13 protein-coding genes are annotated in these 13,955 nt (G+C 63.1%); 7 read left to right on the forward strand and 6 right to left on the reverse strand.

From position 1 onward, the window contains the following. Nucleotides 1-86: 86 nt before the first annotated feature. A complete protein-coding gene (locus AMK02_RS06290) occupies nt 87-1,589 on the reverse strand; it encodes a protein adenylyltransferase SelO (protein ID WP_064801265.1) in 1,503 nt (500 codons plus the stop codon). 260 nt (nt 1,590-1,849) lie between these two features. On the opposite strand from AMK02_RS06290, the gene AMK02_RS06295 reads away from it, so the two are divergent. Continuing rightward, nucleotides 1,850-3,307, forward strand: a complete 1,458-nt coding sequence (locus AMK02_RS06295) for an MFS transporter (protein WP_064801267.1) — start codon at nt 1,850-1,852, stop codon at nt 3,305-3,307. Between the two features lie 35 nt (nt 3,308-3,342). Here the strand turns inward: AMK02_RS06295 and AMK02_RS06300 are convergent, their stop codons facing one another. Next, complete coding sequence (locus tag AMK02_RS06300) at nt 3,343-3,867, reverse strand: DUF1697 domain-containing protein (RefSeq protein ID WP_064801269.1); 525 nt, start codon at nt 3,865-3,867, stop codon at nt 3,343-3,345. Nucleotides 3,868-4,116: 249 nt separating this feature from the next. Beyond that, nucleotides 4,117-6,225, reverse strand: coding sequence for a S9 family peptidase (locus tag AMK02_RS06305; protein ID WP_064801271.1), 2,109 nt, complete (start codon nt 6,223-6,225; stop codon nt 4,117-4,119). A 243-nt stretch (nt 6,226-6,468) separates the two neighbouring features. On the opposite strand from AMK02_RS06305, the gene AMK02_RS06310 reads away from it, so the two are divergent. Both AMK02_RS06310 and AMK02_RS06315 read left to right on the forward strand, forming a co-directional pair. Beyond that, on the forward strand, nt 6,469-6,858 hold the full coding sequence (locus AMK02_RS06310) for a DUF930 domain-containing protein (protein WP_064801273.1): 390 nt from the start codon (nt 6,469-6,471) through the stop codon (nt 6,856-6,858). Nucleotides 6,859-6,960: 102 nt separating this feature from the next. After that, complete coding sequence (locus AMK02_RS06315; RefSeq protein ID WP_064801275.1) at nt 6,961-7,758, forward strand: polysaccharide deacetylase family protein; 798 nt, start codon at nt 6,961-6,963, stop codon at nt 7,756-7,758. A gap of 36 nt (nt 7,759-7,794) precedes the next feature. Here AMK02_RS06315 and AMK02_RS06320 read toward each other — a convergent pair whose 3' ends face one another. Then, nucleotides 7,795-9,087 carry an NAD(P)/FAD-dependent oxidoreductase gene (locus AMK02_RS06320; protein ID WP_064801277.1) on the reverse strand — a complete coding sequence of 431 codons (1,293 nt, stop codon included), beginning with the start codon at nt 9,085-9,087 and terminating at the stop codon, nt 7,795-7,797. 18 nt (nt 9,088-9,105) lie between these two features. Next, nucleotides 9,106-10,272, reverse strand: coding sequence for an AI-2E family transporter (locus tag AMK02_RS06325; protein ID WP_064801278.1), 1,167 nt, complete (start codon nt 10,270-10,272; stop codon nt 9,106-9,108). 214 nt (nt 10,273-10,486) lie between these two features. On the opposite strand from AMK02_RS06325, the gene AMK02_RS06330 reads away from it, so the two are divergent. Continuing rightward, nucleotides 10,487-10,870 carry a hypothetical protein gene (locus AMK02_RS06330; RefSeq protein WP_064801280.1) on the forward strand — a complete coding sequence of 128 codons (384 nt, stop codon included), beginning with the start codon at nt 10,487-10,489 and terminating at the stop codon, nt 10,868-10,870. A gap of 7 nt (nt 10,871-10,877) precedes the next feature. Here the strand turns inward: AMK02_RS06330 and AMK02_RS06335 are convergent, their stop codons facing one another. Next, a complete protein-coding gene (locus tag AMK02_RS06335) occupies nt 10,878-11,738 on the reverse strand; it encodes a VOC family protein (protein WP_064801282.1) in 861 nt (286 codons plus the stop codon). Nucleotides 11,739-12,017: 279 nt separating this feature from the next. Between AMK02_RS06335 and AMK02_RS06340 the strand changes: the two genes are divergently transcribed. From AMK02_RS06340 to AMK02_RS06350, 3 genes are all read left to right on the forward strand, one after another. Beyond that, the gene (locus tag AMK02_RS06340) at nt 12,018-12,437 is read left to right on the forward strand and encodes a universal stress protein (protein WP_064801283.1); all 420 of its coding nucleotides are present in this window, start codon (nt 12,018-12,020) and stop codon (nt 12,435-12,437) included. Nucleotides 12,438-12,571: 134 nt separating this feature from the next. After that, complete coding sequence (gene trhA / locus AMK02_RS06345; RefSeq protein WP_064801285.1) at nt 12,572-13,240, forward strand: PAQR family membrane homeostasis protein TrhA; 669 nt, start codon at nt 12,572-12,574, stop codon at nt 13,238-13,240. 75 nt (nt 13,241-13,315) lie between these two features. Then, on the forward strand, nt 13,316-13,867 hold the full coding sequence (locus AMK02_RS06350) for a GNAT family N-acetyltransferase (protein ID WP_082240279.1): 552 nt from the start codon (nt 13,316-13,318) through the stop codon (nt 13,865-13,867). The last annotated feature ends 88 nt before the right edge of the window (nt 13,868-13,955 follow it).

Consider the following 13,955-nt stretch of genomic DNA (forward strand, 5'->3'; position numbering starts at 1 on the left):
GGTCAGGCAGATAGAGCGAGGGAGATGCCTTTCAACGGCCGCATTTGCCGCAGCCGGGCGTCACGGTACGGTTGTATTGAAGCCGCTTACGTCCCGCAGAAAGTCTGCAGCACCCGTTCCTCCGGCTTCGGCGGCTCCATATAGGCGGCGAAATCCGGCTGGTCTTCGTAGGGCTTCGACAGCACGGTGAGCAGCGCCTCGAACAGCGAGAAATCGCCGTTCTCGACCGCCGCCTCGATCGCCTGTTCGACCCGGTGATTGCGGGGAGTGAAGGTTGGGTTGACGCGGCGCATGGCGCCGGCGCGTTCGACCGGCGTCTGCGGATCGCGCGACAGTCTCTCGCGCCACTGCATGAGCCAAGGGCGACAGGCCTCCGGCTCCTGGAAGCTCCCGGCAAAGGCAGGCTCTGCATCGTCGTTGCCGGCAAGATCGGAGAGTCGCCGGAAGGCCAGGGTGAAATCGGCGCCCTGTGCCTGCATCAGTGAGAGCAGCGCTTGAACCAGCTCGAGATCGCCATCCTCTTGCCCGGCAAGGCCGATCTTTGCCCGCATGCCGGCCAGCCAATGCGCCTGGAACCGCTCGCCATAGGCGCGGATCACCGCATTGGCCTTGTCGACCGCCTTGTCCGGTTCGGTATCGATCAGCGGCAATAGCGTTTCGCCGAGCCGCGCAAGGTTCCACTGGCCGATGGCCGGCTGATTGGCATAGGCATAACGGCCGTGCTGGTCGATCGACGAGAAGACGGTTGCCGGATTATAGGCATCCATGAAGGCGCAGGGACCGAAATCGATCGTCTCGCCGGAGATCGTCATATTGTCGGTGTTCATCACGCCATGGATGAAGCCAACATGCAGCCAACGGGCAATCAGCGCAGCCTGGCGCTCCGAAACTGCCTCGAACAGGCGGAGATAGGGTGCCTCGGTCTCCTTCAGCGCGGGATAGTGCCGCTCGATCACGTAATCGGCGAGCGCCCGAACACCGTCCGTGTCGCCCCGTGCCGCGAAATACTGGAAGGTACCGACCCTGATATGGCTTGCCGCGACCCGGGTGAAGACCGCACCCGGCAGCACTTCTTCGCGGTAGACCGGTTCGCCTGTCGTCACCGCCGCCAGCGCCCGCGTGGCGGGAATGCCGAGCGCGAACATCGCCTCGCTGATGATGTATTCTCTGAGCACCGGCCCGATTGCGGCCCGGCCGTCGCCGCGACGCGAAAAAGGTGTCGGCCCCGCGCCCTTCAGCTGGATGTCGAAGCGCTTGCCGTCGCGGTCGACCACTTCGCCGAGCAGGATCGCCCGCCCGTCGCCGAGCTGCGGCGAGAAGCCGCCGAATTGGTGCCCGGCATAGGCCATCGCCAGCGGCTCGGCCCCTTCGGGAACGAGATTGCCGGAAAAGATCGCCGCGCCGTCGCGGCGCAGTGCCTCGACGTCGAGCCCGAGCTCGGCGGCCAGCGGCTCGTTGAGCTTGATCAGCCATGGCTCGGCCACCGGCGTCGGCGTTTGCGGCGCAAAGAAGCGCTCGGGCAAGCCGACATAGCTGTTGTCGAACGGAAAGGCCGCACCGGACCGGATTTTCTGCGGGGTCGAGGTCATTGTTCATAGGTAGGGTCGGGGTGCCCCGCGCGCAAGCCGGTCTTGCGCGCCGGATCCATCGGCCGTCACGCAGATCGCGCAGATGCAAGGAATCGTGATCCGCTTTTACCTCTCGTCAAAGCTGCTTTGCCATAAAGGACATAGCCCCGCCATGATCTCGGGCGTATAGCAGATCGTCTCCCCTTGGCCTTGCGCCATGTCATCCCCGCGGCCTTGCTGCTTCCTCTGCTCCGCCGCGCCACCGCGAGTGATTCCACACGATGTCGGATCAGATTTACCAGGCGCCGATGGTTCGGCGCGCCGCGCCCAATTTTCGGGTGATCGCGATGATCGTCGCGAGTGCGATGCTGATGGAAAATATCGACGCGACCGTGCTGGCGACCGCGCTGCCCACCATGGCGCGCGATTTCGCCGTCAGCGCCCCGGCCATGTCGATCTCACTGACCTCCTATCTCCTCAGCCTGGCGATCTTCATTCCGGCCAGTGGCCGGATCGCCGACAGTTTCGGTTCGCGCACCGTCTTCCGCGCCGCCATCGCGGTCTTCGTCATCGGCTCCATCCTCTGTGCGCTCGCACCGACGCTGCCCTTCCTGGTGCTGGCCCGGCTGCTGCAGGGCATGGGCGGCGCGATGATGATGCCGGTCGGCCGGCTGGTGCTGATGCGCAGCGTCGCCCGCAAGGATATGGTCAGCGCCATGTCCTGGCTGCTGGTGCCGGCGCTGATCGGTCCGATCGTCGGTCCGCCGCTCGGCGGCTTCATCGTCACCTATCTCGACTGGCGCTGGATCTTCTACATCAACGTGCCGATCGGCATCATCGGCATGATCTTCGTCTCGATCTACATCGACGAGGTGAAAGGCAAGGCGACCGGCCCCTTCGATACGGTCGGCTTCATCCTCTCGGGCATTTCGCTCGGCTCGCTGCTCTTCGGCTTCGAAATGTCGAGCCATGACGGCGAGGGCGCCTTCTCGATCTTCCTGATCGCTGTCGGCCTGCTCTTCGGCATCGGCTATTTGAGGTATGCCCGCCGGCATCCGTCGCCGATCATGGATTTTTCACTGATGAAGGTGCCGAGTTTCGGCACCTCCGTTATCGCCGGTTCGCTGACGCGCATCACCCAGGGTGCCCAACCTTTCCTGCTGCCGCTGCTGTTCCAGATCGGCTTCGGCCTTTCCGCCGCCGCAGCCGGCCAGATCGTCATTGCCACCGCGCTCGGCGCGCTCGCCATGAAGCCGATGGCGCGGTTCGTCTTCAGCCGGCTCGGCTTCCGCAGAAGCCTCGTTCTCAACGGCATCCTCGGCACGGCTGGTTATGCCCTCTGCGCCGCCTTTCGGCCGGATTGGCCGATGCCGCTGATCTTCGTCGTCCTGGTGCTCAGCGCCTTCTTCCTGTCGTTCCAGTTCACCGCCTACAACACCATCGCCTATGACGAGATCGAAAAGGAGCGGATGAGCTCGGCCACCAGCTTCTACACCACTTTCCAGCAGCTTATGTTGTCGCTCGGAATCTGCATCGGGGCCTTGGCGCTGCACGGTTCCATGGCCTTGTCAGGCACCGAAACGCCTGATCTCGGCGATTTCTCCGCCGCCTTCGTCGTCGTCACCATCATCTCGATCACCGCTACCGTCTGGAACCTGCGTTTCTCGCCGACAGCAGGCGAGGAGATCAGCGGCTATAAGGCCAGACGCACGAAGATACCTGGAGAAACAAAGGCTTGACGCGCGTCGCTTGAATCAAATTCTGCGCGTCGCACTCAGTCCTTGTTCTCCATGTCGGCCGCCATGTCCGCGAGCTTGCGCACGGTGTTGAGATTGCGCGAGGTCCCGGGCTTCAGCGCCGGCAGCTTCAGCTTCGAGCGGCCGGATCCATTCGGATAATGCACATAGATCTCCCGGCCGGTGAGCTTCGCCTCCTCGCCATCGGGCGCCACCATTTTATCAAGCGCATCGGCGGGCGGCTTTTCGGGCAGGAAATAGACGAGCAGGAAGTTCGGCTTGGCGGCCGGGAAGGGCGCGTTGGCGGCAATCGCGTCGAGCTCTTTCCGGCTGCGCACCATCACGCCCGGGCGCTTGCCCATCTTCTGCCCGAGCGCCTCGTCGAGCTTTTCCTCAACGGTTTTCTCGGCTTCATCCGAGCGGAACAGCACATTGCCGCTCTGGATGTAGGTTTTCACGTCGGTAAAGCCGAGACCTTCGCAGATCGCCTTGAGTTCAGCCATCGGCAGCGAGCCGGTGCCGCCGACATTAACGGCGCGGAGGAGGGCGATATAGACGGGCATTTCTGTCTCCCCTGACCTTGTGCCGTGTGGCACCCCCTCTGCCCTGCCGGGCATCTCCCCCACAGGTGGGGAGATTGGCTGGGGGCGATGGCTTCCCCAAACAATCAGCGTTCAGCACGGCGAAACACTAGGTGGATGGCAAGGTTAAGCCACTTGTGATCTCCCCCCTTGTGGGGGAGATGCCCGGCAGGGCAGAGGGGGGTGCCACACGGCACGCCTCACCCATTCAGCCCCACCAAATCCACTCCCTCACATCTTCCCCGCCACCTTGATCGCAAACGCATACTCGAACGCAATCTCCTCCAGCCGCTGGAACCGCCCCGACGCCCCGCCATGGCCGGCGTCCATATTGGTCTTCAGCAGGATCGGCGCTTCGCCCGTTGTCTTGTCGCGCAGTTTCGCCACCCATTTGGCCGGCTCCCAATAGGTGACGCGCGGGTCTGTCAGGCCGCCGAGCGCCAGGATCGGCGGGTAGGGTTTTGCGCCGACATTGTCATAGGGCGAATAGGCGGCGATCTGCTCGTATTCTTCGCGGCTTTCGATCGGATTGCCCCATTCCGGCCATTCCGGCGGTGTCAACGGCAGGGTGTCGTCGAGCATGGTGTTGAGCACGTCGACGAAGGGAACGGCGGCGATGATGCCGGCGAACTTTTCCGGCGCCATGTTGGCGACGGCGCCCATCAGCATGCCGCCGGCCGAGCCGCCCTCGGCGATGATCTTCGCGTAAGAGGTGAACTTCTGTTGATTCAGGTAATCGGCCGCGGCGACGAAGTCCTTGAAGCTGTTGGTCTTCTTGTCCATCTTGCCGTCTTCGTACCAGGCAAAGCCCTTGTCCTTGCCGCCGCGGATGTGAGCGATGGCATAGACGAAGCCGCGGTCGGCGAGCGACAGGCAATTGGTGTTGAAACCGGCCGGAATGGTGATGCCGTAGGCGCCGTAGCCGTAAAGCAGGCAGGGGGCGCTGCCGTCGAGCGGCGTATCCCGACGATAGAGCAGGGTGACCGGCACCGTCTCGCCGTCCCAGGCCGGGGCGAAGACGCGGCGGGTGACATAGTCATCGGGATTGTGGCCGGACGGCACTTCCTGCGTCTTCAACAGCGTGCGCTCGCGCGTCACCATATTGTAGTCGTAAAGCTGCGACGGCGTCGTCATCGAGGAATAGGAGAAGCGGATGACATCCGTATCGTATTCCGCCGCGCCCGAAAGCCCCAGCGAATAGGCTTCTTCGGCAAAGGCGATCGCATGTTCCTCGCCGGTCGCCCGATCGCGGATCATGATCCGCGGCAGCCCGTCCTTGCGCTCCAGCCACAGGAGGTGGCGAGCATAGGCCATGTGGCTGATGATGAGCGTGCCGGGTTTGTGAGCGACGACTTCGCGCCAGTTCTCCTTGCCCGGATTTTCCACCGGCGCTTCCATGATCTTGAAATCCTTGGCGCCGCCGTCATTGGTCAGGATGTAGAAGACGTCGCCGCCCTCGGTCAGCGAATATTCGATGCCTTCCTCGCGCCCCGCCACCAGTTTCGGCTCGGCTGTCAGATCCTTGGTCGACAGCAGCCGGTATTCGCTGGTCTCGTGGTCGTGAATATCGATATAGATGAAATCGTCGAGCAGCGAGCCGCCAACGCCCATGAAGAAGCCGGCATCGGCTTCCTCATAAACCAGGCGGTCTTCAGACTGAGGCCGGCCGACAATGTGGTGGAACACCTTCGAGGGCCGGTGGTTCTCGTCGAGCGCCGAATAGAAGAAGCTCTTGCCGTCCGGCGCCCAGACGCCGCCGCCGCCGGTATTCTCGATCCGGTCTTCGAGATCTTCCCCGGTCGCGAGATCGCGCACCTTCAGCGTGAAGAACTCCGAGCCCTTGTCGTCATAGCCCCAGATGCCGCGGCTGTGGTCGCTCGAATGGTCGAGTCCGGCGATGCGGAAATAGGCCTTGCCTGATGCCTCCTTGTCGCCGTCGAGCAGCACGGTGCGGATCGCCTCGTCGGCGACGTCGCCGTCGCGGGGAATGCGGAAATAGCGCGGCTGTTCGCCGCCGGTCACAAAGAACGTGCCGTAGGCATAGCCGCCGTCCTTCATCGGCACCGAGCTGTCGTCTTCCTTGATGCGGCCGCGCATCTCGGCAAACAGCGCCTTCTGCAACGGCTTGGTGTCCTCCATCGCCGCGTTCATATAGGCGTTTTCGGCTTCCAGATGCCGGCGGATCTCGGGGTCAAGGATCGACGGGTCCTTGAACATCGCCTGCCAGTTGTCGGCGCGCAGCCAGGCGTAATCGTCCGTGCGGGTAATGCCGTGGCGCGTGTCGGAGAGAGGCTTTTTCGGTGCGGCGGGCGGTGTCGGCAGGCTCTTGAAAACGGACAAGGAATTGGCTCCGGTGGGAATGTCGGGTTGGCAAGAGATAGAGGCGCACCGCCGCCGGATCAAGCGCCAAGGGACGAGGTGACCGTCCACAGTCGAGGAGACGGCACCGCCCGGCTTGCCTTGATGTCACCACAATATTTAAGGAGGTCGGCTATCACAGAGCGAATTTTGCACGTGCCCAGCCCCCGGCAAGCCGCCGGCGGCAGGATGAAGACTGTACAACAGTAAGGGATTTCCTCCGCAATGCCGAAACGTCTGCTCCTGTTTGTATCTCTGGCCGGCTTGGCTGCCCCCGCTTTTGCCGTCGACCCGGCCATCAAGAAGCAGCTGGAAAAACTCGATCCCTCCACCCGCCTGGAACAGAGCTGCGACACGGAAGCGATGAGCCGGATCAACAATGACAGCACCGGCTTCAAGCCCGATAAGGTGATCGCCTATACCTTCAAGGACCCGATCGCCGGCGACAATTCGCTGCAGGCGCCGGGCGCGGTCTTCCGCAGCAAGGGCGACTGGTACCATCTTTCCTACAATTGCATCACCGGCCCACAGCATATCAACGTGCGCGAACTCGACTATCAGATCGGCGAGAAGGTGCCGCGCGAGAAGTGGGACAAGTACTATCTCTACGATTGATGCTGTTGCATGTGCCCGGGCGGCTGCGGTGACATCCGGCCACATGGCGTGTGGCAAGGCGAGCGACTAGAGTCGCGGCGCTCGAATCGTAAAGTGCACGACATGAACCGCATCCTACTCACATCGGCCCTGCTTCTGGCCTCGGTCTCCGCTGCATTGGCGGACGAAATGCCGCCGCCGATCGCTTCGGCCCCGGCCGCAATTGGTCCGGCCAAGGCGCCGCCGATCAAGCTCGTCGAACCGCATCTGCATATCGGCCGTTCCAACATACCGGGCCATGCCCGCATCGCGTTGACCTTCGACGCTTGCATGGGTCAGGCTGATGAACGCATCCTGTCGACGCTCGTGCGCGAGCGCATTCCTGCAACGATCTTTGTCACCGCCCGATGGCTGAAGCGTAACCCGCAAGCCCTTGCCGTCTTCCTGCAGAATCCGGATCTCTTCGAGCTCGAAAACCATGGCGAGAACCATATTCCGGCCGTCGATACGCCGACGCTCGTCTATGGCATTGCCTCGGCCGGCTCGCCGCAGGCGGTGAAGCAGGAGGTCGAAGGCGGCGCCGCGGCCATGGTCGCATCTGGCATTCCCGCGCCTCACTGGTTCCGCGGATCCACGGCCAAATACGATCTTTCCGCCATCGGCGAGATCCGCACCATGGGCTATCGCATCGCCGGCTACTCGGTAAACGGCGACGGTGGCTCGCTGCTCGGCGCAGCAATCACCGAAAAGCGCATCGCCTCCGCCAAGGACGGCGATGTCGTCATCTCCCACATCAACCAGCCTACCCATGCCGCGGGCGAGGGGGTGGCGAAGGCGCTGATCGATCTGAAAGCCAAGGGCACGGAGTTCGTTCGTCTGCAGGACGTCGAGGATATGGGCGACGATCGGACGACGGAGTAGTTCTGCGGCCACGGCATGACAGCAAACGCAAGGCCTCTACCGCAACTCATCCGCAGCCCGCACTGCATCCTCTCCGAACCGCCGCATCCCCGGCCCCTCCCTGTCGAGCGCGAAATCCTCGAACCAGTCGCGATGCATGCCGGCAATCATTGCACCGATCATCTGGGCTGCGAGATAGGAAAAGGTGATGCCGTTGCCGCCGTAGCCATAGGCGGCGAACACATGCGCCACACCAGGCATCGGGCCGATCAGCGGCAGGCCGTCGGCCGTCTCTCCGAAGGTTCCGCCCCAGGCATGGGCGACGCGGGTATCGGCTGCCGGCCATAACCGCTTCATCTTCTCCCGGATCGCACTGATCTTGGCCGGCAGCTTGTGATTTCGCCCCGCGGGATCCGTCGTGCCGTCATCCTCGCCGCCGGCGACGATGCGGTTGTCCGCGGTTGTGCGCATGTAGAGATAGGGATGGCTATTCTCCCAGATCAGCGTCCTGTCGCGCCAGAGCCGCGCCGGGTCCTGAGGCACGGTGGCGAGCGCCCAGCTTGAACTGACCCGGTGCAGCTTCGGCATGTTAAGCCCCGGCATCGAATAGCCGGTCGCCAGCACCGCATGTCGCGCTTCGATGGCGTGCCCCCCAGCCGTCTCTGCCGTGACGCGATCGCCTTCGCTGTGCAGCGCGGTCACCGAAGCGCTGACGAGCTGCGCTCCGCGTCCCACAGCCATCGCGATCAGCGCCAAGGTGAGCAGCAGCGGATCGGCCTCCGCCGAACCCGGCGAATAGATCGCGCCGTCGCGATCGAGCTCGAACTGGGTGAAGAGATCGGGATGTTCGAGATAGACGCCGGGCAGCCCCGCCCGCCGGCGCAGCTGGCGCTCCTCCTGCAGGTCGCGCGCACCTTCCCGATTGGCGGCGAGATAGAGCGTGTTGCGCGGCCGGAAGCCGCAGACGATGCCGTTTGCGGCGATCAGCTTGGAAAGGCCGGCGACGGCAGCGGCGCTGCGGCGATAGATTCCGGCCGCTCGTTCGAAGCCGTAATAGGTCTCGAGCTCGCTGAGCGTGCTGTCGATTTCCCATTGCAGCATCGCGGTGCTGGCGCCTGTGCTGCCGAAGCCCGGCTCCTCCCGGTCGATGATAACAACGGAAAAGCCGCGCGCCGTCAGATGATCTGCGATCAGCGCGCCGGTGATGCCGCCGCCGATCACCGCGACATCGGTGGAAAAGCTCTGCGCCATCGGCCGCCATTGCGGACGTATGGCATTCTTCCCCCAGAACGAACGGCCACTGACCATCTGGTCATGATCGGATTCGTCGAGATCGAGATCGGACGCCACTGATGTCTCCTCGCTTGATCACTTCGGCAATTGCGGCTGCGGTTTTTCCTCGATCAGGAGTTCCTCGATGATGGTCATGACGATCAGCGACAGCGGCAGCGCCAGCATTGCGCCGACGGCGCCCCACATCCAGGTCCAGAACAGGATGGCGAGAAAGACGATAAAGGGATTGATTTCCAGCCGCCGCCCCATGACCGCCGGAAAGATCAGGTTCTCCATGACGAGATGCACCGTGAAGAAAGCCGCCGCCGGCACCAGACCGACGATGAAGCCGTCATAGGTGATGATGCCGGCAATGGCGACGGAAAGCGTCATCAGCGTGATGCCGAGATAGGGAATGAAGCTCGACAGGAAGGCGAAGAAGCCCCAGAGCGCGGGTGACGACAACCCGCTCGCATAGGCGATGATCGTCATGACGACGCCAAGCCCGACATAGATCAGCGAGGCTGTGGCGAAATAGAAGCCGAGCACCTGCTCGACCGCATTGATGACCCGGATTGCCGCCAGGCGCTGCGTGCGGGTGCGGAAGGTCATGATGATCGTCTTGCGCAGATTGACCCGGCTGGCGAGGAAGAGCAGCAGCGCAGCGAAGAAGATCAGCCCCTGTACCAGCGCCGGCGTCAGGCTTGTTGTCACCACATGCAGGACGCTACCGGTGTTTTCGAGCAGCGCGCCGATCGACATCGGCCCGCTTTCGAATGTCGCCGGCGTGATGTGCAGCCATTCGATGCGCTCCAGATAGGGCATGATGCGGCTGATCATCCGCTCGACGAAAGCCGGGGCTTCGTTGGCAAGCGTCGCCAGCGGATCGGCAAGCGAGCTGACCAGCAGGACGATGACCAAGGCGACGCTGCTTGACAGAAGGAAGGCGTTGGCAAGCCTTGGCACGCCCATTTTGCTGAGGTTTTCCGCGGCGAGGCCGAGAATCATGCCGACGACGACGGCAAGGGTGACGGGAATGAGGATCAGCGACATTGTGTAGACGGCGGCAAGGCCGAGGATGGCGAAGATGCCGATGGTGGCCCAGGCCATGCTGATGTCGAGGCCGTCCTTCTCAAGCCGATGCACGGGCGGAGACGGCAGTTCCTCCGCCGTCTCCTGCAACGACTGAGCCCAGGCGCTGGTTTGGCGTTCGCCGATGGCGATCTTCTTTGCGTGTTTGCGGATGCCGTTGGCGATGCCCATGCGGTGAGGTCCCCGAAGCCCCATTGCTTCGCCACAAAAACGCGCCGATGCGGTTCCGGTTCCGCCGGCCCGTGGCGCTATCGTAAAGACATCGGTCCGCCTGCGGGCAAGGGCGCTGAAGCATCCGCCCTTTCATCGGCTCGCGCGCCGATTTGATCCTGCCGCCGGAACAAGCTCGCAGTCGCCGGCGTTCGACCTCGGAAGGAGAGTGCTCATGATTGCAGATCCCGATCAGACGAAAACCACCGAGACCTATTCGACCGATCCCCCCTATGCGGACGAGGCGAGGCTGAAAGCCGCCGATCAGCGGCGTTGGTGGGTTTGGACCGTTCTTGTGGCGGGCGCGGCAGTTCTCGTCATTGCCGGCGTGAGCGTTGCGATCTGGCCCAATCCCAGCAACAATGATCCGACGGCGACGGCTTCGACCAAGCCGGATCCGATCAATACGCAGCCCTCCGGTCCCGGCGCGTTCAACAACGACCCGGCCTCCGGCCCTGCACGGCCGCCCGAAGCGACAGACCGGTCGCCAACGCCGAGCGGAAACGGCGGCGGACCGACGCAGGTGACGACGCCCTCAGGAACCGAGAAGGTCCAATAGTGCAGGTTCAGGCCGAAAGCGTCAGGCCAATGCCCCAGGGATCCTTGAGGAAAACGCCGCCATCGCGCTTCTCGCTGTTGATCTCCAGCGCGTCGAACCTGGAGACCGCCGCGTCGAGCGTCGCCTTGTCGTTGAAACGGATCCGGTAATCCGACAGCCCGGTCATATTGTCGGCGCGGGCAGTGGCGCCCCGGCTGTTCCAGATGTTGGCTGCGAGATGGTGGTGATAGCCGCCGGTGGCAAAGAAGCTCGCGCCGGGATAACGGGCCATCAGCTCGAGGCCGAGCACGTCCCGATAGAAGGCGTCGGCCTGCGGGATATCGCCCACCTGCAGGTGCAGATGGCCGATCGCTGTTCCCTCAGCCATGCCGTCCCAGCGATCCTCCGATGCGCTGTTATAGAGCGCCTGCAGGTCAAGGCGCTGCGTCGCCATTTCGACCATGCCGTCCTCAAGGAATTTCCATCCCTTGTGCGGCCGGTCGGCATAGATTTCGATGCCGTTGCCCTCGGGGTCGGAAAGATAGATCGCCTCGCTGACGAGATGGTCCGAGGCGCCGTCGAGCACGACGTTGTTGTGGGCGGCATGGCGTAGCCATCGCGCCAGTTCGGCGCGGTCGGGCATCAGGAACGCGGTGTGGAAAAGGCCTGCGGCATTGCGTGGCGCGACTGCCGCGTCCTTTGCCGTCGTCAGCGTCAGCAGCGGATGCCCCCCGACACCCAGCACTTCGCCGCTCGTCGTCTTCTCGATGACCTTCAGGCCGAGCATCGATTGATAGAAGCCGGAAACCAGGCCGAGGTCGGTAACGACGAGATGCGACTGGTCGATATAGGCAGGCCGCGTCAGCGCATAAGATGTTTCTGTCGTCATCAATGGGTCTCCTGCCTTGGCAGTTGAAGGCGTACCGGCGGGGGCGGCAACCATGCCGCCTGTAGCAAATCCGAGGAGGTGCCGCCGGTTCATGCGCCTGGTCTCCTCGGTGCCGTACTTGATCTCTATATGGCTCATCCCGATTGTTCACAGAAGGCTTGTTTTTGAGGATGAAGCGTTGAGCCGATGTTGACGATGACCTGCACCGGCTTGATCGCAGTCAATGCGTGCATATCTTCATTAGAGCAAGCTTATGCATCGCAGTCATGGAGGGAAGCCATGTACAGGAAAATCATCGTGGCGGTCGCGCTCGGCAGCCTCGACAGGGGAGAGAACATTCTCCGCAAGGCCGCATCGCTGCTCGACACGGGCGGCCAGATCGTCGCGCTCAACGTCGTCGAGGATGTACCAACCTATGTCGCGATCGAACTGCCGGCCAATATGCTCGAGGACGCGATGAAGGACGGCCGCGACAAGCTGGAAGCGCTGGTCGCCGCAACCGGGGTCGCGGCAACGATCGACATCCGCAACGGCCCCCCGGCCAAGGCCATCATCGCGGCCGCCGAAAGCCACGGCGCCGACCTGATCATCCTCGCCTCGCATATTCCGGACTTTTCCAACTACTTTATCGGCGCCACGGCCGACCGCGTCGTGCGGCACGCCAAGTGCTCCGTGCTGGTCGAGCGGCAGAAGATCTGAATCTGTGCCGCCGTCGAGGGGGCGGGGCCTGTGCGGTCTGTCACGAAGATTTACTGCCCGCACGATGCGCCGCAGTTGCGCCCCCGCCGGTTCGGTGCGACCATCGCGATCGGGTACGAAACAGGTTGGCGTGCATGGCCGAGTTCAACGGTATTCGCTGGGCTTACGACAGATATGAGCTGATCGCCGACGGCATCGTCCATGGCGTCGGTCTCGTGCTGGCGCTGATCGGCGCCACTGCTCTGATCTTCTACGCCACCGTCTGGAGCTCCCACGGGGCGCTCGCCGCCGCCTGGATCTATGGCGTCGGACTGGTGCTGACGCTTGCCATCTCCTTTTCTTACAATGTCTGGCCGGTCTCGCGCACCAAATGGTTCCTGCGCCGCTTCGATCATTCGGCGATCTTCATCCTGATCGCCGCCACCTATACGCCATTCCTAGAACGCGGCGCCGACGATCCGCTGATCTCCTTCATGCTGGTGGCGATATGGCTGTTCGCTGCCGTCGGCATCGTCCTGAAATGCGCCTTTCCAGGGCGATACGACCGTCTCGCCATCCTGCTTTACCTCGCCATGGGCTGGAGCGGCGTGCTCGTGGCGGGGCCCGTCGCCGCGCGCATTCCCTCCGCTTCGATGCTGCTGATCGTCATCGGCGGCGTCATTTATTCGCTCGGTGTCATCTTCCATGTATGGGAGAAACTGCGTTTCCAGAACGCCATCTGGCACGGTTTCGTCGTCATCGCCGCGGCCGTGCATTATTCGGCCGTCTTCACCTGTTTCAGCCTGCCGATGCCAGAGTTCTGATCTGCCGCCCGCCCGAGGCGTCCCGCAAGCCTTTCTCTGCTGTATCAGCCGTTTACATCTTTTGAACCGCGGCGTATGCCAACCCGCGCAGTCAATCCGAACCGGGCCATCATGACAGACGCCATCCTTCTCCGCGACGCCACCGAAGCCGATCTTCCCGCCATCCGGGATATCTACAATCATGCCGTCGAGCACACGACGGCGATCTGGAACGAAACGCTCGTCGATCTCGAAAACCGGCGGGAATGGTTGAGTGCGCGCAAGGGCCGCGGCTTTCCGGTCATTGTCGCCGAGATGTCGGGCAAGGTGGCGGGCTACGCCTCCTATGGCGACTGGCGTGCCTTCGAGGGCTATCGCCACACGGTCGAACATTCCGTCTATGTCGACAAGGATCATCGCGGCGCCGGCATCGGCGAGGCCCTGATGCGCGAATTGATCGCGCGTGCGGCCGCCGCCAATATCCATGTGATGATCGCCGGCATCGAGGCCGACAACGCTGCTTCGATCCGGCTGCACGAAAAGCTCGGCTTCCGCATCGCCGGCAGATTTTCCGAGGTCGGCACCAAGTTCGGCCGCTGGCTGGATCTGACCTGCATGGAACTCCGTCTGCCCGGCGAGGCCGATTGACCTGCCTGCTCGGGCAAGGCCGACGGCCTGCCGGGGCAAGGAGGATGAGCGCTCGCCGGACGGAGTGAACCGGCAAATCATTGCCGGA

The sequence above is a fragment of the Rhizobium sp. N731 genome, from assembly GCF_001664145.1.
GTDB lineage: Bacteria > Pseudomonadota > Alphaproteobacteria > Rhizobiales > Rhizobiaceae > Rhizobium > Rhizobium esperanzae.

Bases quoted from the DNA above. Each gene is read 5' to 3' on its own strand.
- AMK02_RS06290 (WP_064801265.1), bottom strand. From the start codon at position 1,589: ATGACCTCGACCCCGCAGAAAATCCGGTCCGGTGCGGCCTTTCCGTTC.
- AMK02_RS06295 (WP_064801267.1), top strand. From the start codon at position 1,850: ATGTCGGATCAGATTTACCAGGCGCCGATGGTTCGGCGCGCCGCGCCC.
- AMK02_RS06300 (WP_064801269.1), bottom strand. From the start codon at position 3,867: ATGCCCGTCTATATCGCCCTCCTCCGCGCCGTTAATGTCGGCGGCACC.
- AMK02_RS06310 (WP_064801273.1), top strand. From the start codon at position 6,469: ATGCCGAAACGTCTGCTCCTGTTTGTATCTCTGGCCGGCTTGGCTGCC.
- AMK02_RS06315 (WP_064801275.1), top strand. From the start codon at position 6,961: ATGAACCGCATCCTACTCACATCGGCCCTGCTTCTGGCCTCGGTCTCC.
- AMK02_RS06325 (WP_064801278.1), bottom strand. From the start codon at position 10,272: ATGGGCATCGCCAACGGCATCCGCAAACACGCAAAGAAGATCGCCATC.
- AMK02_RS06330 (WP_064801280.1), top strand. From the start codon at position 10,487: ATGATTGCAGATCCCGATCAGACGAAAACCACCGAGACCTATTCGACC.
- AMK02_RS06335 (WP_064801282.1), bottom strand. From the start codon at position 11,738: ATGACGACAGAAACATCTTATGCGCTGACGCGGCCTGCCTATATCGAC.
- AMK02_RS06340 (WP_064801283.1), top strand. From the start codon at position 12,018: ATGTACAGGAAAATCATCGTGGCGGTCGCGCTCGGCAGCCTCGACAGG.
- trhA (WP_064801285.1), top strand. From the start codon at position 12,572: ATGGCCGAGTTCAACGGTATTCGCTGGGCTTACGACAGATATGAGCTG.
- AMK02_RS06350 (WP_082240279.1), top strand. From the start codon at position 13,316: ATGCCAACCCGCGCAGTCAATCCGAACCGGGCCATCATGACAGACGCC.